Source organism: Enterobacter sp. LM3, from assembly GCF_046622475.1.
Taxonomy (GTDB): Bacteria; Pseudomonadota; Gammaproteobacteria; order Enterobacterales; family Enterobacteriaceae; genus Enterobacter; species Enterobacter cloacae_P.
Window position 1 is genome coordinate 40,728 of record NZ_JBJURN010000005.1, and the last position, 17,249, is coordinate 57,976.

The 17,249-nt window shown below is 55.4% G+C and carries 15 protein-coding genes; 10 read left to right on the top strand and 5 right to left on the bottom strand.

Features of this window, described 5'->3' with window-relative positions; all coding sequences use genetic code 11:
* Positions 1 to 43 precede the first annotated feature (43 nt).
* A complete protein-coding gene (dgt, locus tag ACJ9N4_RS07925) occupies positions 44 to 1,558 on the bottom strand; it encodes a dGTPase (protein ID WP_182919432.1) in 1,515 nt (504 codons plus the stop codon).
* A gap of 82 nt (positions 1,559 to 1,640) precedes the next feature.
* Between dgt and mtnN the strand changes: the two genes are divergently transcribed.
* Genes mtnN through ACJ9N4_RS07940 form a run of 3 tightly spaced genes read left to right on the top strand, consistent with a single transcriptional unit; the run spans position 1,641 to position 3,791 of the window.
* On the top strand, positions 1,641 to 2,339 hold the full coding sequence (gene mtnN / locus ACJ9N4_RS07930; RefSeq protein ID WP_182273803.1) for a 5'-methylthioadenosine/S-adenosylhomocysteine nucleosidase: 699 nt from the start codon (positions 1,641 to 1,643) through the stop codon (positions 2,337 to 2,339).
* Positions 2,332 to 3,132, top strand: a complete 801-nt coding sequence (gene btuF, locus ACJ9N4_RS07935; RefSeq protein ID WP_196390834.1) for a vitamin B12 ABC transporter substrate-binding protein BtuF — start codon at positions 2,332 to 2,334, stop codon at positions 3,130 to 3,132. Before mtnN ends, btuF begins: the two co-directional genes overlap by 8 nt.
* A gap of 35 nt (positions 3,133 to 3,167) precedes the next feature.
* Positions 3,168 to 3,791 carry a TRIC cation channel family protein gene (locus ACJ9N4_RS07940; protein WP_182273801.1) on the top strand — a complete coding sequence of 208 codons (624 nt, stop codon included), beginning with the start codon at positions 3,168 to 3,170 and terminating at the stop codon, positions 3,789 to 3,791.
* A gap of 60 nt (positions 3,792 to 3,851) precedes the next feature.
* On the opposite strand, the gene erpA is transcribed toward ACJ9N4_RS07940, so the two are convergent.
* Positions 3,852 to 4,196 (bottom strand): iron-sulfur cluster insertion protein ErpA, encoded by a 345-nt coding sequence (gene erpA, locus ACJ9N4_RS07945; protein ID WP_182273800.1) that lies wholly within the window; start codon positions 4,194 to 4,196, stop codon positions 3,852 to 3,854.
* An 86-nt stretch (positions 4,197 to 4,282) separates the two neighbouring features.
* A complete protein-coding gene (clcA, locus tag ACJ9N4_RS07950) occupies positions 4,283 to 5,683 on the bottom strand; it encodes a H(+)/Cl(-) exchange transporter ClcA (protein ID WP_182919430.1) in 1,401 nt (466 codons plus the stop codon).
* A gap of 176 nt (positions 5,684 to 5,859) precedes the next feature.
* Between clcA and hemL the strand changes: the two genes are divergently transcribed.
* Positions 5,860 to 7,140, top strand: coding sequence for a glutamate-1-semialdehyde 2,1-aminomutase (gene hemL, locus ACJ9N4_RS07955; protein ID WP_182273798.1), 1,281 nt, complete (start codon positions 5,860 to 5,862; stop codon positions 7,138 to 7,140).
* Between the two features lie 139 nt (positions 7,141 to 7,279).
* Here the strand turns inward: hemL and mrcB are convergent, their stop codons facing one another.
* Both mrcB and hrpB read right to left on the bottom strand, forming a co-directional pair.
* The gene (gene mrcB / locus ACJ9N4_RS07960; RefSeq protein ID WP_411500384.1) at positions 7,280 to 9,805 is read right to left on the bottom strand and encodes a bifunctional glycosyl transferase/transpeptidase; all 2,526 of its coding nucleotides are present in this window, start codon (positions 9,803 to 9,805) and stop codon (positions 7,280 to 7,282) included.
* Positions 9,806 to 9,994: 189 nt separating this feature from the next.
* A complete protein-coding gene (gene hrpB / locus ACJ9N4_RS07965) occupies positions 9,995 to 12,424 on the bottom strand; it encodes an ATP-dependent helicase HrpB (RefSeq protein WP_182919428.1) in 2,430 nt (809 codons plus the stop codon).
* 73 nt (positions 12,425 to 12,497) lie between these two features.
* On the opposite strand from hrpB, the gene thpR reads away from it, so the two are divergent.
* From thpR to folK, 6 genes are all read left to right on the top strand, one after another.
* Positions 12,498 to 13,052, top strand: coding sequence for an RNA 2',3'-cyclic phosphodiesterase (gene thpR / locus ACJ9N4_RS07970; protein ID WP_182273795.1), 555 nt, complete (start codon positions 12,498 to 12,500; stop codon positions 13,050 to 13,052).
* Positions 13,042 to 13,746, top strand: coding sequence for a DNA/RNA nuclease SfsA (sfsA, locus tag ACJ9N4_RS07975; RefSeq protein WP_411500385.1), 705 nt, complete (start codon positions 13,042 to 13,044; stop codon positions 13,744 to 13,746). Before thpR ends, sfsA begins: the two co-directional genes overlap by 11 nt.
* 176 nt (positions 13,747 to 13,922) lie before the next feature.
* Positions 13,923 to 14,378 (top strand): RNA polymerase-binding protein DksA, encoded by a 456-nt coding sequence (gene dksA / locus ACJ9N4_RS07980; protein WP_001155232.1) that lies wholly within the window; start codon positions 13,923 to 13,925, stop codon positions 14,376 to 14,378.
* A gap of 57 nt (positions 14,379 to 14,435) precedes the next feature.
* A complete protein-coding gene (gene gluQRS, locus ACJ9N4_RS07985; RefSeq protein ID WP_411500386.1) occupies positions 14,436 to 15,326 on the top strand; it encodes a tRNA glutamyl-Q(34) synthetase GluQRS in 891 nt (296 codons plus the stop codon).
* 42 nt (positions 15,327 to 15,368) lie between these two features.
* Positions 15,369 to 16,766, top strand: a complete 1,398-nt coding sequence (gene pcnB, locus ACJ9N4_RS07990; protein ID WP_411500405.1) for a polynucleotide adenylyltransferase PcnB — start codon at positions 15,369 to 15,371, stop codon at positions 16,764 to 16,766.
* Entirely contained in the window at positions 16,763 to 17,242 is a 480-nt protein-coding gene (folK, locus tag ACJ9N4_RS07995) for a 2-amino-4-hydroxy-6-hydroxymethyldihydropteridine diphosphokinase (protein WP_182919426.1), read from the top strand. The genes pcnB and folK overlap by 4 nt, the downstream gene beginning before the upstream one ends.
* Positions 17,243 to 17,249: the final 7 nt, after the last annotated feature.

Here is a 17,249-nt window from a genome sequence, read left to right on the forward strand (position 1 = left end):
GAAAAAGTAAAAATTTATTGGCCGTCTTTACAAAACTCAGCGTTTATTCGACAGCCATGAGCTTGCGGTATTCATCCCAGGCATACAAATCCGTCATGCCGCTGATATAGTCCTGAATAAGACGGCAACGAGAATAATATTCCATAATAGGCCATTGAGGTGATTGTCGATCCAGTCTGCTGACTGCTTCAACATAAGCCAGGCGATGGCGGGTAGAAAGTTTTTGATAAAGCCGGGATTCAATTGGCAATCGCCGCACGCGCTCTTGTTCCACCAGCTCGCTGAACTCGTTGACCGATAGCTGAAGCAGTGGGCGGTAAATCTCCAGTAAACCGCTGATAACCCGGTATCCCTGCAGCTCCAGCTGCTCGACATCCGGATGGCTGAACACATGACGCATCGCCACGTTTTTATATAACTCAAGAAGCTGACTGAAGCTGCTGTCATCTTCCAGCAACGCGTGATTGAATTCCCCGCTAAAAATCATCGGCAAGTTGTCAATAAAACGCGAAGCCGCATACGGCACCAGTTTATTTAATGTATTGACCCGCAAATACATAAAGAACTGATCTTCCGTGCTGCGGCTTAATGAATTTGAGCGCGATTTTTCCCAGGCATTTTCGACAACCTGAGCAAACAGCGACCCTTTTTCATGTTTACCCCAGGCAACATAAAGATGCTGATAAAGTTCCTCAACACTGAATATTCTTTTCTCAACGGCGTCTTCGAGGTCGGCAACGCAATAGGAAATATCGTCAGCGGCTTCCATTATCCATGTCAATGGAAAGCGGCCATTCGGGGTCAGTGAAAGTTCTTTACGTAACCGCTCTATATAGGCTTCTTCAGATAAATAATAGCCCGGCTTTTTCATCAAATAACTGTGTGAGGCAGGTGTTTCCCCCATCCACCAGGCGGGGCGCGTATATTTGAGAATGCAGCCCACCTGCGCCCAGGTCAGGTTCATACGCATCAGGGAGTGTACCAGGCGGATCCCCTGCGCATTACCCTCAAAGTGGCAAAGATCCTGACGCACTTTGCGGCGCAGATCGTTTAATCCTTCTTCACCTTCACGCAGGCGTAAATCCCTGACTACACAGCGATCATCACTGAGCGGCTGGCTTATCGCATCCGAAGGATAAAGTCGCTGTTTAAACCAGTCATTTATCGCCGCCTCCCCAAAATGGCCAAACGGCGGGTTGCCGATATCGTGCATCAGGCAGGCCATCTCGACGATGCTTTCGAACGGCCCCGTCAGCTCATCAAGACCATAGGTTTCCAGCAAACGCTGCTCTTTAAGGCGGCTTAAAATCTCTTTGGCAATGTAACGCCCAACCTGCTGAACTTCCATTGAGTGGGTTAAGCGCGTACGCACCGCAGCGTTTCGCTCAAGCGGGAACACCTGGGTTTTTTGCTGTAAGCGACGGATTGCAGGTGAGTTAATAATGCGCCCACGATCGCTTTCGAAGATGCGCAGGATCTCATGTTCGCTCTTTTCGCCCTGCGGCGAGCGGAAACGTCGGTGCCAGTTAATTTTGGTGCGAAAATCGATTGGTGCCATGTGCTCCCCCGCGTGAGAATGCGTTTCCCCTTAACCGCATGATAGACTATGCATCTTAACGAAGCACATCGCGAGTAAATCTATGAAAATCGGCATTATTGGTGCAATGGAAGAAGAAGTTACGCTACTGCGTGACAAAATTGAGAACCGTCAGACCCTCTCTCTGGGTGGTTGCGAGATCTACACCGGCCAGTTGAACGGCGTTGACGTTGCTCTGCTGAAATCTGGCATCGGTAAAGTTGCTGCAGCACTGGGCGCAACCCTGCTGCTCGAACGCTGCAAGCCGGACGTGATCATCAACACCGGTTCCGCTGGCGGTCTCGCACCAACGCTGAAAGTCGGTGATATCGTTGTCTCTGACGAAGCGCGTTACCACGATGCAGACGTGACTGCGTTCGGCTACGAATATGGCCAGCTCCCAGGTTGTCCGGCCGGGTTTAAAGCTGACGATAAACTGATTGCTGCAGCAGAAACCTGCATCGCAGAGCTGAACCTCAACGCAGTGCGCGGTTTGATTGTCAGCGGCGATGCCTTCATCAATGGCTCAGTTGGTCTGGCTAAAATCCGCCATAACTTCCCTCAGGCCGTTGCCGTTGAGATGGAAGCAACCGCGATTGCCCACGTTTGCCATAACTTCAGCGTCCCGTTCGTGGTGGTTCGTGCGATCTCTGACGTGGCTGACCAACAGTCTCATATCAGCTTCGACGAATTCCTGGCCGTTGCGGCAAAACAGTCCACCGTGATGGTGGAAAGCCTGGTGCAGAAACTGGCACGTGGCTAAACACCCTTTTAGGGCACTGGTTGCCCTGCTTCTGCTCGCACCGGCATGGCTTTATGCTGTGCCGCGTGTGATTACCCTCTCCCCCGCTAACACCGAGCTGGCCTTTGCCGCCGGGATCACTCCCGTTGGCGTAAGCAGTTTTTCGGATTACCCACCGCAAGCGGCTGGCATTGAAGAGGTATCGACCTGGCAAGGGATGAACCTTGAGCGCATCGTGGCACTTAAACCCGATCTCGTGCTGGCCTGGCGCGGTGGCAATGCCGAGCGGCAGGTCAACCAGCTCACTTCACTTGGGATCAAGGTGATGTGGATAGACGCGGTGAGCATTGAGCAAATTGCTCAGGCGCTGCGCGCGCTGGCACCTTATAGCCCAACGCCGAAGAAAGCCGAAAGTGCAGCACAACAGATGCTCAGCGACTATGCGGCACTGAAAGCCAGATACGACACCCCGACGAAAAAACGCATCTTCCTGCAGTTTGGCAGCCAGCCGCTGTTCACTACCGGGCAAGGCTCTATTCAGAACCAGGTGCTTGAGATTTGTGGCGGTGAAAATATCTTTGCTGCCAGCCGGGTTCCGTGGCCGCAGGTCAGCCGGGAGCAGGTTCTGGCTCGCCATCCGCAGGCTATCGTGGTGGTCGGAAATGCGAGTGAGATTCCTAAAATTGAACAATTCTGGCAACGCCAGCTAAAAATTCCGGTGATCCCACTCAACAGCGACTGGTTTGAACGCGCCAGCCCGCGTATTATCCTCGCCGCAAAACAACTCTGTGCCGCACTGGCAGAGAGTCACTAACATAGAAACAGACACAAAAGTTCGAGGATTTAACGATGCTCGTTTATTGGCTGGATATTCTTGGCACCGCCGTTTTTGCTATCTCCGGCGTTTTGCTCGCCGGGAAATTACGCATGGATCCGTTTGGCGTGCTGGTACTTGGCGTGGTTACTGCCGTTGGCGGCGGAACGATCCGCGATATGGCGCTGGCAAATGGCCCGGTATTTTGGGTGAAAGATCCCACCGATCTGGTGGTGGCAATGGTCACCTGCCTGTTAACGATCGCGTTAGTTCGACAGCCCCGCCGTTTACCAAAATGGGTGCTCCCGGTGCTGGATGCCGTCGGCCTGGCGGTGTTTGTCGGCATTGGGGTGAATAAAGCCTTTAATGCGGGAACCGGCCCAATGGTGGCTATCTGCATGGGGGTCTTAACCGGTGTGGGCGGCGGGATCATTCGTGACATTCTGGCGCGCGAAGTGCCGATGATCCTGCGAACGGAGATTTACGCGACAGCCTGTATCGTCGGCGGCATTGTTCACGCCACGGCGTATTATACCTTTGCCATTCCACTGGAGAATGCGGCAATGCTGGGGATGGTTGTGACGCTGGGGATACGTTTAGCGGCGATCCGCTGGCACCTGAAGCTGCCGACGTTTGCGCTGGATGATAATTCAAGATAAGGCCGTTTATAAGCCCGGTAGCGCGACGCTTTACCGGGCCCACAACGACACCAGACGCTATCAGATGCTGAACGAAGAACCACACCCACAGGTGCTTTTCGCGTTCGGGTTGGTCACAACAAAGCGAGAGCCTTCCAGACCTTCGGTGTAGTCAACCGCACCGCCCACCAGATATTGCAGGCTCATTGGGTCAACCACCAGCGCGACGCCCTGCTTCTCGATAGTCATATCACCATCGTTCACCTGGTCATCAAAGGTAAAACCGTACTGGAAGCCGCTACAGCCGCCACCGGTAATATAAACACGCAGTTTCAGATCCGGATTGTCTTCGTCGGCAATCAGGGTTTTCACTTTGTTGGCTGCTGCTTCGGTAAACTGCAACGGCAGCGCTACATCATCACTCATCTTATGCTCCCATGAATACTGCTTACTGCTATTGGGTAAAAATCACCCAATTCTTTTTTTCATTATCTAATACCCTGGTAATTCATTCAAGTATTCTGCTTCGCGGCCTGCTCAGCCTCAACTTTTGCCAGGGTACGGGCAAGAATGGTGGAGTATAGCGGTTTTCCACCCAGGAATTGGGCTAATAGTGTCGCGCCGAGACAGGTAATGATCATTGGCAAAATGAGCTGATAATTATCCGTCATCTCCAGCACCAGCACGATCCCGGTCAACGGCGCACGCAAAGACGCGGCCAGCAGCGCCCCCATCCCGGCAATGGCAAACGTCCCTGCATCCAGATGATACGCCGGGAACCCGGCAGCTGCCGCCATCCCAAACGCCGTTCCCAGTAGAGTTCCCAGCGCCAGCATCGGAGCAAAAATCCCGCCCGGCGCACCGGAAGAAAAGCAAAGCACCGTGGTTACCACCCGGGAAATAAACATAAACAGCAGCAGGCCCACGCTGAAATTGCCCGCCGCCGCAATGGGGATCAACCCAAAACCACCGCCCGCTGCATTGGGTTCAATAACGCCGAGGATGCCACAAGCCCCGCCGAGGAAACCACCGACCAGCACCCATTTGGTCGTGTTACCGCCGTGGATGCGCTGGAACATATCCTGAGCGCGTAAAATCAGCGTATTAAAAAGCGGCCCTACTACGCCAAAAATCATGCCAAGAACCAGATACAACCACAGCGTATTCACTGGCGCATTGGTCAGTTTTCCCACTTCGATCACCGCCCCTTCGCCATTAAAAATGCGAAAGACGATGCTCGACATAATCACACCGGTAAAAACCGCTTTTATGGAGATCAGGTTGTAACGGAACTGGGCGCGCATCTCCTCGATAATAAACAGGATCCCCGCCAGAGGGGCATTGAATGCGGCAGAAAGCCCCGCCGCGGCACCCGTTGCCAGCAACGTATGGCGCGCTTCGGCACTGCGCATCCGAAACAGATCGCCCACCATGCGTCCCACATTACCGCCCAGTTGTACCGTCGGCCCTTCCCGCCCGAGCACCATCCCTGCCCCCAGCGTTCCCATGCCACCGATAAACTTAACGGGGATCACCCGCCACCAGCGAACCGGACGTAGTTCTTCAAGCGCCCCTTCAATCTCCGGGATACCAGACCCTCCGGCCTCAGGTGCAAATTTACGCACCAGAAAATAGCCCACCATCGCAAACACGGCAGACAGACCAAACGCCCACACCCAGACCAGCCATCCGCTATTGGCGAAACCGGCAATGGTGCCAATGCGCCAGTTCAGTACCGTGTTCACTGCCTTTTCGAACGCGACACCCGCCAACCCGGCTACCGAGCCCACCACGGCGGCGGCCAGCAGAATTGCCAGCGGCGTTTTATCGCGATTGAGCAATCGCCGGATGCTGATACGGTGTCTCGCACGCGTAAACTGTTGTTCTTCAAAAGAGGGAGATTCTGCTTTCATTGTCCGTTTTTTTCATCATACAAATCACTGCGGAAATTTTACCAGAGACTGTCTTCTCGTCCCCTGAAAAATCCTTAACAATTGTTTATGCATTAATGGGGCAAAAATTTCATAACCTTTCGCGAATCACTTAGAATAGTGTGCTTAATCATTTTATACGAACCAGGAACGACGCCATGAGCAAGTCTGAAAACCTCTACAGTGCAGCCCGCGAGCTTATTCCGGGTGGCGTAAACTCGCCTGTTCGCGCCTTTACCGGCGTAGGCGGAACCCCGCTGTTTATTGAACGTGCTGACGGCGCGTACCTGTTTGATGTCGACGGCAAAGCCTATATTGATTACGTCGGTTCCTGGGGACCGATGGTGCTGGGACATAACCACCCGGCGATCCGCAATGCGGTCATTGAAGCGGCCCAGCGCGGTCTGAGCTTCGGTGCACCAACCGAGATGGAAGTCAAAATGGCGGAGCTGGTCACTGAACTGGTCCCCACAATGGACATGGTGCGTATGGTGAACTCCGGTACTGAAGCCACCATGAGCGCCATTCGTCTGGCGCGCGGCTTTACTGGCCGTGACAAAATCATCAAGTTTGAAGGCTGCTACCACGGCCATGCGGACTGCCTGCTGGTAAAAGCCGGTTCCGGTGCGTTGACCCTCGGCCAGCCAAACTCTCCGGGCGTACCTGCTGATTTCGCTAAGCACACCCTGACCTGCACCTATAACGATCTGGACACCGTTCGCGCCGCATTCGAACAGTATCCGCAGGAGGTTGCCTGCATCATCGTTGAACCGGTTGCGGGCAACATGAACTGCATTCCACCACAGCCTGATTTCCTGCCGGGCCTGCGCGCACTGTGCGATGAATTCGGCGCGCTGCTGATCATCGACGAGGTGATGACCGGCTTCCGCGTGGCACTGGCGGGTGCGCAGTCTTACTATGGCGTCGAGCCGGATTTAACCTGCCTGGGCAAAATCATCGGCGGCGGCATGCCGGTCGGTGCATTCGGTGGTCGTAGGGATGTGATGGAAGCTCTGGCTCCGACAGGCCCGGTTTACCAGGCGGGTACGCTGTCCGGTAACCCGATTGCGATGGCAGCCGGTTTTGCCTGTCTGACCGAAGTGGCACAGCCGGGTATCCATGAAACGCTGACAGCTCTGACGACTCAACTGGCAAATGGCCTGATGGACGCCGCTGAAGATGCGGGAATTCCGCTGGTCGTCAACCACGTTGGTGGAATGTTCGGGATTTTCTTCACTGATGCCAAGACCGTGACCTGTTATCAGGACGTGGTGAAATGCGATGTTGAACGCTTTAAGCGCTTCTTCCACCTGATGCTGGAAGAAGGTGTATACCTGGCTCCATCCGCGTTTGAAGCAGGCTTTATGTCTGTGGCGCACAGCGAAGACGATATCAATAACACCATCGACGCGGCGCGTAAGGTGTTTGGCAAGCTCTGAGTTGTCGATGTGTTGCCGGGTGGCAGTTTAGCCTTACCCGGCCCACAACAGTACAGTTTGACAAGCCGGGTAAGCGTCAGCGCCACCCGGCTTTTTTACCTGCCCTGCTTTCTTAACAGAGACAAACAACCCCGTCAGATCAGTTACCGCCAAACATATCCTTGATCCAACCGGCTACACCATCGCTGTCTTTCTTCTCATTCTGCTGCTGCGGCTGCTGTTGCTGCTGCTGTTGCGGCGGCTGAGAAGACGAGTCAAACGGATTACCCGCTGGTGGCTGAGACTGGCTTTGGCATAATGAATCCGGACTGGTCGTCCAGACCGGCAGCGTACGCATACCACCACCGCAGACAAAGTTACCGGCACCGTCCACGCCCATATCGACGATATCTTCCGGTGCGACCAGATTCAGCGGAACCGGAGACTGATTAGCCAGATAGCGCTGGTAAATCGACATCGCCCCGCTGGCACCATACAGTTTAGTTGGCTGGTTGTTATCGCGGCCTACCCAGGTGATCACCACTTCACGGCCATCAATACCGGCGAACCAGGTATCGACGTTGTTGTTGGTGGTCCCGGTTTTACCTGCCAGGTGCAGGTTCGGATACTTCGCCCCAAGCTGACGCCCCGTACCACGCTGTACAACCTGTTGCATCGTCCACAGCGTCATATAGGCAGCCTGTGCCGGTACAGCGCGTTCCGCCTGTGGGAAGCTCTGATACAACACGGAGCCATCCTCGGCAATCACCGAGCGCAGTGCGGACAGTTGTGCGCGGTTACCCCCGCTGGCAATGGTCTGGAACGCTTGCGCGACTTCGATAGGCGTCAGGTTCAGTGCCCCCAGGATCATCGCCGGAACCGGATTCAGCTGATCTTTCGGTACCCCCAGTTTCTGCCAGGTGTCGACGATCGCTGGCAGACCCAGCGCCATACCCAGGTTAACCGTCGGCACGTTCATGGAGCGGGTTAATGCATCCACCAGCATGACCTGGCCGCTGAACTGTTTATCATCGTTCTGCGGTGACCATACCTGGCCGTTAGGCTGGCGCAGGGAGATCGGGGCATCGGCAATCCAGGTGTTCAGGCGATACTGATTGGGCTGGCTCAGGGCGGTGAGATAGGTCGCCGGTTTTGCCAGAGAACCAATCGAACGACGCGCCTGCATTGCACGGTTGTAGCCTGCAAACTGCGGCTCAGCCCCTCCTACCATTGCGCGAACTTCACCGGTGTTACGGTCAACCACCACCATCGCGGTTTCAAGATCGCTAAGCTTCCGCTGCTTCTTGAGCGCCGGAATGCCATCGACAGCGGCTTTTTCTGCCGCATCCTGAGCAACGGAGTCGAAGGTGGTAAAGATCTTCACGCCAGAGAGATCTTTCACTTTATCGCCGAGCTTGCTCTGCAGCTCCTGACGCACCAGCTGCATAAACGCAGGCTGTGGAGAGATCACACCACCGCGTGGCTGAACGCCGAGTGGACGTGCGCTCAGCATGTCGTACAGTTCCTGGTCAATGACCTGCTGTTGCTGCAGCAGACGCAGCACCAGGTTACGACGCTCCAGCGCCAGTTTCGGGTTACGCCACGGGTTGTAGATGGACGCCCCTTTCACCATGCCCACCAGCAGCGCCTGCTGGTCAAGGCTCAGCTCTTCCACCGGACGGCCAAAGTAGTACAGGCTCGCCAGCGGGAAGCCGCGGATCTCATTATCGCCGCTCTGGCCGAGGTACACCTCGTTCATATACAGCTCAAGGATGCGATCCTTGCTGTAACGCGCATCCATCAGCACGGCCATGTACGCTTCGTTGGCTTTACGCCAGTATGAGCGTTCGCTGGAGAGGAACAGGTTCTTCACCAGCTGTTGGGTCAGCGTACTCGCCCCCTGCACCGTACGTCCGGCGGTCAGGTTCGCCAGCACCGCACGGCCAATGGAGTAGAGGCTGATACCATCATGCTCGTAGAAGTGACGGTCTTCGGTCGCCAGCAGCGTATCCACCAGCAGATCCGGGAAACCGTTACGCGCCACGAACAGGCGCTGTTCGCCGTTCGCCGACGAAAGCATGGTGATCAGGCGTGGATCGAGACGGAAGAAACCGAACTGGCGGTTGTTATCCATATTCTCGATGGTGTCCAGACGATCGCCATCAAAGGTCAGACGCGCACGCACCTGCCCCTCTTTGCTGTCCGGGAAGTCGAACGGACGACGGATCATCTCAACGCTATTCGCCTGCACGGTAAATTCGCCAGGGCGCGTCATTTTAGACACCTGACGATACTGAGTGGCTTCCAGCAGTTTCACCATCTCGTTCTTCGTGATGGCCATATCCGGCTCAAGGTTCACCATGCGGCCATACACCGCTGCAGGCAACTGCCAGACTTTCCCGTCGATACGGCTACGGATCTTCTGATCCAGATAGACGCCGTAAATCGCCATCAGCACAACAAAAACAATGAACAGCTTCAGAAGCAGCCAGAACCAGCCGCGCTTGCCACGAGGCTTACGCCCTTTGCCTTTCCCTTTACGCGGCATGGGTTCTTCATCCTCATAATCGTCTTCATAGTCATCGTCATAATCCTCATCTCTGAGTTGACGACGGCTCACCTTCTCTTTCGCCGGACGCGTTGGTTTTCCCTTACGTCCTATTGGCTCGCGGTCATTCCCCGCCATGCTTTTTCTCCGCAACTTTCAGGCGCAAAGGCCCGATTCTCTTTTCTTCCACCGATCTGTGGAAGAAGAAATCTCTCAAAATAAACAGCAAGACTTTCCTGACAGGAAAGTCTTTAGTGTTTTCTCCCTCTCCCCGTGGGAGAGGGCCGGGGTGAGGGCAACAGGCCGCACTCCCCTTTTTCACCTAACTCACGAATATTTCTTCGTACGTCTTGTCGGCGCGGTATTCGCCGGATCGTCAGGCCAGACATGTTTGGGATAACGTCCCTTCATCTCTTTTTGCACTTCACGATAGCTTCCCGCCCAGAACGCCCCCAGGTCGCGGGTGATCTGTAGCGGACGATGTGCGGGTGACAACAGTTCAAGCACCACAGGAACACGTCCTTCGGCGATAGAGGGCGTCACCGCCTCACCAAACATCTCCTGCATCCGTACCGCCAGCGCCGGAGGATTATCCTCGTGATAACGAATGGCAATCCGGCTTCCGGTCGGCACAGTGTAATGCCCTGGCAGTTCACTATCCAGACGTTGACGTAATGACCAGTCCAGTAAATTCTGTAACGCGACCTTAACATCAAGGGCTTTTAGCGCACGCAGCGAGTGTACACCGCTCATTTGCGGCAGTAGCCACGTTTCAAGAGAGTCCAGAAGGGTCTCATCATCAACCGCAGGCCAGGCATACTCCGGCAGCCAGCGTGCGGCGCAGTGCAGACGAATACGGTATTGCTCCGCCTCCGGCGTCCAGTTCAAAACGCTCAGCCCTTTTTCGCGAATGCCGTTCAGCATCGCCTGATGCAGCTCTTCTTCTGATGGCTTCGCCAGCGGCTTCGTGCCCAGGGTTAATTTGCCAATCTGGCTACGCCGAAACGCCTTCAGCGTCCCGTGTACATCATCCCACTCCACGGTATCTGACTGCTGCAGTAAATGTGGACAAGCACGCGTCAGGACATCGATATCAACAGCCATCGCCTGCAATATGCGCGCATCCGGCGAGTGACTGCCCTGCAACAGCAATGGCGCAATCAACCATTCATGGCGCGTCAGGGCATCATCACTGTCCAGCATCGCCCCCATGCCGTTTGCCAGCTGATAGCGCCCGTCCAGCCCGCGACGGCGTGCAATCCTGTCCGGGAATGCCTGCGCCAGGAGAGGGGCTATCTTATCGCTGTCAGGCAGGCCCGCACGGATATTAAGCCGTTTACAGAGCTGTTTCGCCCTCTGCTGCCAGTTTCCCTGATTACGTGAAAAGGCCTGCGCCAGATCGCTACTCCCGCCGCGCGGAGGCTCCTCAAGAATAGCCGCCAGTTTTGCTGCCGTCGCAATTTCATCTTCCCCTTGCGCCGCCATCAACATTGCCGCCAGACGGGGGTCATTCCCCAGAGCAGCCATCTTCTGTCCACACGATGTCAGACGCTCCCCTTCCAGCGCACCAAGCCGGGTCAGTAAAGCCCGTGCAGCGGCAAGGTTTGCAGCAGGCGGCAGGTTGAGCCAGGTCAGTTGAGCGGGATCCGGACAGCCCCACTGCAACAGATCCATCACCAGGCCAGAGAGATCGCTTTGCAGAATTTCCGGTGTACTTTGCAGCGCAGCGCGTTCCGCCTGCTCTGCACTGGTTAAATGCAGACAGATACCCGGTTCAAGTCGCCCCGCGCGGCCTGCACGCTGAACCATTGATGCCTGGCTTATGCGTTGCGTAAGCAGTCTGGTCAGCCCGGTGCGCGGATCGAAGCTCGCCACCCTCTCCTGCGCGCTATCCACCACCAGACGGATCCCTTCGATGGTCAGGCTGGTTTCAGCAATATTGGTGGCCAGCACGACTTTGCGCTGCCCCGTCGGTGCGGGAAGAATCGCCTTACGCTGGTCAGCCAACGACAGCGCACCGTAGAGCGGGCAAAGTGCCACATCGCTACTCACACGCGAGGCCAGTTGCTCTTGTACACGCTGGATCTCACCCACGCCGGGTAAAAACAGCAAAAGCGAGCCGGGTTCCTGACGGAGCAGTTCTGCGGTTGCGATGGCAATGGCATCGTCAAAACGCTGATGAGCCGAAAGCGGTTGATAGCGTCTCTCAACCGGGAAAGCGCGACCTTCTGAGGCGATCACCGGCGCATCAGGCAGCACCTGCTGCAGCCGTTCGTTATCCAGCGTAGCCGACATGATGAGTAACCGGAGATCGTCGCGCAGCCCCTGCTGGACATCCAGCAACAGCGCCAGCGCCAGATCCGCCTGCAGGCTGCGTTCGTGGAATTCATCCAGAATGACCAGCCCGACGCCGGTCAGCTCCGGATCGTTTTGCAGCATGCGGGTAAGAATGCCCTCGGTGACCACCTCAAGCCGGGTGGACGGGCCGACGCAGGTTTCAGCACGCATACGGTAACCCACGGTTTCTCCGGGCTTTTCGTTCAGCAGTTCCGCCAGACGCTGCGCCACATTGCGCGCGGCCAGCCTGCGTGGCTCCAGCAGGATAATTTTCCCGCGGATATTACCGTCTTTCAGGATCTGCAGCGGCAGCCAGGTGGATTTACCCGCGCCCGTGGGAGCATTAAGTAAAACCTGCGGGGCATGGTGTAAGGCAGCAAGTAGCTCAGGAAGGACGACGGCGACCGGCAATGAGGACACTAACAGCTCCAGAGGGTTAACATTAGTCGGCGTACATTGTAGCATCGGCGCATATCATTACCGAGTCCCCCGTATGTCTGAGTCGAAACGGCTGTTTTTCGCCATTGAAATGCCTGCCACGATACAGCGGCAAATCGTCCGCTGGCGCGCCAGCCACTTCCCACCGGAAGCGGGCCGCCCCGTTGCGGCTGCCAACCTGCACCTGACGCTGGCCTTTCTGGGCGACATAAGCGCTGAAAAACAGCGCGCCCTGGCGTCAATGGCCGGACGGATTTCTCAGCCAGGGTTTACGCTGCACCTTGACGATGCCGGACAGTGGCTGCGTTCCCGCGTGGTCTGGCTGGGTACGCGCCAGCCGCCACGTGGATTGTTACAGCTTGCCAGTATGCTACGCGCACAGGCCGCTCGCAGCGGCTGTTACCAAAGCCCACAGCCGTTTCATCCTCATATTACGTTGCTGCGCGATGCAGGTCAGGCCGTCGCCATCCCAGCGCCGGGCTTTCACTGGGCCTTTCCGGTGAAGGAGTTCGCACTGTACGAATCTGTCTTTGCACAAGGACGCACTCGCTACACGCCGCTACAGCGCTGGACGCTGGGCGATACTTTAAGGAATTCTGATGAAGTTTAGTCCCGCGCTACAGCGCGCTACGCTTATCCAGCGCTACAAACGCTTTCTCGCCGACGTGGTGACACCGGAAGGTGAAACGTTAACTCTGCACTGCCCTAATACCGGCGCGATGACCGGCTGCGCGACGCCCGGTGATACAGTCTGGTATTCCACTTCGGGAAATACTAAACGTAAATATCCCCACACCTGGGAAATGACCCAGACACAACAAGGGGCGTTTATTTGCGTCAACACACTGCGTGCAAACCAGTTAGTAAAGGAAGCGCTGACGAACGGGACGCTCCCCGAACTTGTCGGTTATGACACACAAAAAAGTGAAGTGAAATATGGCGATGAAGGCAGCAGAATTGACTTTATGTTACAGGCGGAAGACCGGCCTGAGTGCTATATTGAAGTAAAATCAGTGACGTTAGCGGAACAGGAAAATGGCTACTTTCCGGATGCAGTCACGTTACGTGGCCAGAAGCATCTGCGGGAGCTGATGAGTGTTGCGGCGGTGGGCAAACGCGCCGTGTTGCTGTTTGCGGTTTTGCATTCAGCCATTGAACGGTTTTCTCCAGCCCGCCATATTGATCCTAAATACGCGCAATTGTTGAATGAGGCACAAAAGCAGGGGGTAGAGGTTTTCGCTTATAAAGCGGAACTTTCTGCCGATAATATGACTCTGAGATCCTCTCTTCCCGTTGTCTTATAAGGGATTAGACGATTGTCTATTAAGTGTTCTGGCCGCGTGCGCAAATACGCTTTTCCTCACAGGCTTGTCAAGTGTTACGTTTAGATAATTGCCATACGGAAAAGCATCTGCTATTTATAGCGACCTGATTTTTCCCCCAACACGGGGATCGATAGTGCGTGTTAAGGAGAAGCAACATGCAAGAAGGGCAAAACCGTAAAACATCGTCCCTGAGTATTCTCGCCATCGCTGGGGTGGAGCCGTATCAAGAGAAACCGGGCGAAGAGTATATGAACGAAGCCCAGCTGTCGCACTTCAAGCGTATTCTTGAAGCATGGCGTAATCAACTCAGGGATGAAGTCGATCGCACCGTTACACATATGCAGGATGAAGCTGCAAACTTCCCGGATCCGGTAGACCGTGCCGCTCAGGAAGAAGAGTTCAGCCTCGAACTGCGTAACCGTGACCGCGAACGCAAACTGATCAAAAAGATCGAAAAAACGCTGAAAAAGGTTGAGGACGAAGATTTTGGCTACTGCGAATCTTGCGGTGTTGAAATTGGTATTCGTCGCCTGGAAGCGCGTCCAACTGCCGATCTGTGCATCGACTGTAAAACGCTGGCAGAAATTCGCGAAAAACAGATGGCCGGTTAATAACCGCTATCTCAATACTGTAAAGGCGGGAGTCACTCCCGCCTTGTTACTATTGATATGTCTGAATCACACTATATCGGGCGCTTCGCGCCATCTCCCTCCGGTGAACTCCACTTCGGCTCGTTAATTGCCGCCCTCGGCAGCTACCTGCAGGCGCGCGCTCAGCAGGGTAAATGGCTCGTTCGCATTGAAGATATCGATCCTCCGCGTGAAGTTCCCGGTGCGGCAGAAACCATTCTGCGTCAGCTGGAACATTACGGTCTTCACTGGGACGGCGACGTACTCTGGCAGTCAAAACGTCACGATGCCTACCGGGAACGCCTGGCCTGGCTCTGCGAGCAGGGGCTTTCCTACAACTGTACCTGCACGCGTGCGCGTATTCAGAGCGTGGGCGGCGTCTATGACGGCCACTGTCGTACGCTCAACCACGGCCCCGAAAATGCCGCCGTGCGTTTGCGGCAGCACGCGCCGGTGACGCACTTTAACGATTTACTCTCGGGCGTTATCCATGCCGATGAACGTCTTGCGCGTGAGGATTTTATTATTCACCGCCGTGACGGCCTGTTTGCCTATAACCTGGCGGTGGTAGTGGATGATCACTTTCAGGGCGTCACGGAGATTGTGCGCGGAGCTGATCTGGTAGAACCAACCGTGCGGCAAATATCGCTTTACCACCAGTTTGGCTGGACAGAGCCGGATTACATTCATCTGCCGCTGGCGGTCAATGAACAGGGTAATAAATTGTCAAAACAGAATCACGCGCCCGCCCTGCCAGACGGCGATGCGCGCCCTGTTTTGATCGACGCCCTGCGATTTCTCAACCAGAATGTAACCAGTGAATGGCAGGATCTGCGTATTGACGAATTGCTGGATCTGGCGGTTGCCAACTGGACGCTCAGGACTGTGCCAAAAATCCAGCATTCTCAAATGCGTTGCGCTGAGCTATGATTAGCCGCTTTTTTCATAACAAAACACACTACGAGGTGTACCATTTTTACCCGAGTCGCTAATTTTTGCCGTAAAGTGCTAAGCCGCGAAGAGAGCATGGCGAATGATGCTATTGCGCAAACCCACATGTCGGTTATTCCGCGTGAGCAGCACAATATTTCCCGCAAAGATATCAGTGAAAATGCCCTCAAGGTGCTCTATCGTCTGAATAAAGCAGGCTACGAGGCCTATCTCGTCGGCGGCGGAGTACGTGATTTACTGCTGGGCAAAAAACCAAAAGATTTCGACGTGACGACCAGCGCCACACCTGATCAGGTGCGCAAATTATTCCGCAACTGCCGTCTTGTTGGCCGCCGTTTCCGTCTTGCTCACGTGATGTTTGGGCCGGAAATTATTGAAGTAGCAACGTTCCGTGGCCATCACGAAGCGGGCACAACCGATCGCACCACCTCCCAGCGCGGCCAGAACGGCATGCTGCTGCGTGACAACATCTTCGGTTCTATCGAAGAAGATGCTCAGCGTCGCGATTTCACTATCAACAGCCTTTACTACAGCGTGGCAGATTTCACCGTTCGTGATTACGTCGGCGGCATGCAGGACCTGAAAGAGGGTCTGATTCGTCTGATCGGCACGCCGGAAACACGCTATCGCGAAGATCCTGTGCGCATGCTGCGCGCCGTGCGTTTCGCTGCCAAGCTGAATATGCGCATCAGCCCGGAAACCGCAGAGCCGATCCCACGTCTGGCAACGCTGATTAACGACGTGCCACCCGCTCGTCTGTTTGAAGAAGCGCTGAAACTGCTGCAGGCGGGTTACGGGTTTGAAACCTACAATCTGCTGCGCGAATACAGCCTGTTCCAGCCGCTGTTCCCGACCATCACCCGCTACTTCACCGAAAACGGTGACAGCCCAATGGAGCGCATGATTGCGCAGGTGCTGAAGAATACCGACACCCGTATCCACAATGATATGCGTGTGAACCCGGCATTCCTGTTCGCGGCGATGTTCTGGTATCCGTTGCTGGAAACCGCGCAGAAAATTGCCCAGGAAAGCGGTCTGGCCTATTACGATGCATTCGCGCTGGCGGCAAACGACGTGCTGGATGAAGGCTGTCGCACGCTGGCGATCCCGAAACGTATTACCACCCTGGTACGTGATATCTGGCAGCTTCAGCTACGCATGTCCCGTCGTCAGGGCAAACGCGCCTGGAAGCTGATGGAGCATCCAAAATTCCGCGCCGCGTTCGATCTGCTGTCACTGCGTGCTGAGATCGAAAAGAATCAGGAACTGCAGCGTCTGGCGCAGTGGTGGGGTGAATTCCAGGTTTCTGCGCCGCCAGAACAAAAAGATATGCTGACGGATCTGGATGATGAACCCGCACCGCGTCGTCGCCATCGTCGTCCACGCAAACGTGCGCCACGCCGCGAAGGCAGCGCATGACCCTCGCGTATATCGCCATCGGCAGCAATCTGGCCTCTCCGCTGGAGCAGGTTAACGCTGCCGTTCAGGCGCTGGGTGAGATCCCACAGAGCCGGATCGTAGCGGTTTCCTCTTTCTACCGTACACCGCCGCTGGGACCCCAGGATCAACCTGACTACCTGAATGCCGTCGTGGTGCTGGAAACCTTACTTAATGCCGAAACGCTGCTGGATAACACCCAGCGCATCGAACTGCAACAGGGGCGCGTGCGTAAAGCCGAGCGCTGGGGTCCACGAACGCTTGATCTCGACATCATGCTGTTTGGTCATCAGGTGATTAATACCGAACGTCTGACCATTCCGCATTACGATATGAAAAATCGCGGGTTTATGCTCTGGCCGCTGTCTGAAGTCGCCCCTGACCTCTCCTTCCCTGATGGCGTCTCTCTGCAGGCCGTTCTCGAAAGCCTGAACGCAGAAAAACCTGCCCGCTGGTAATCCTGTT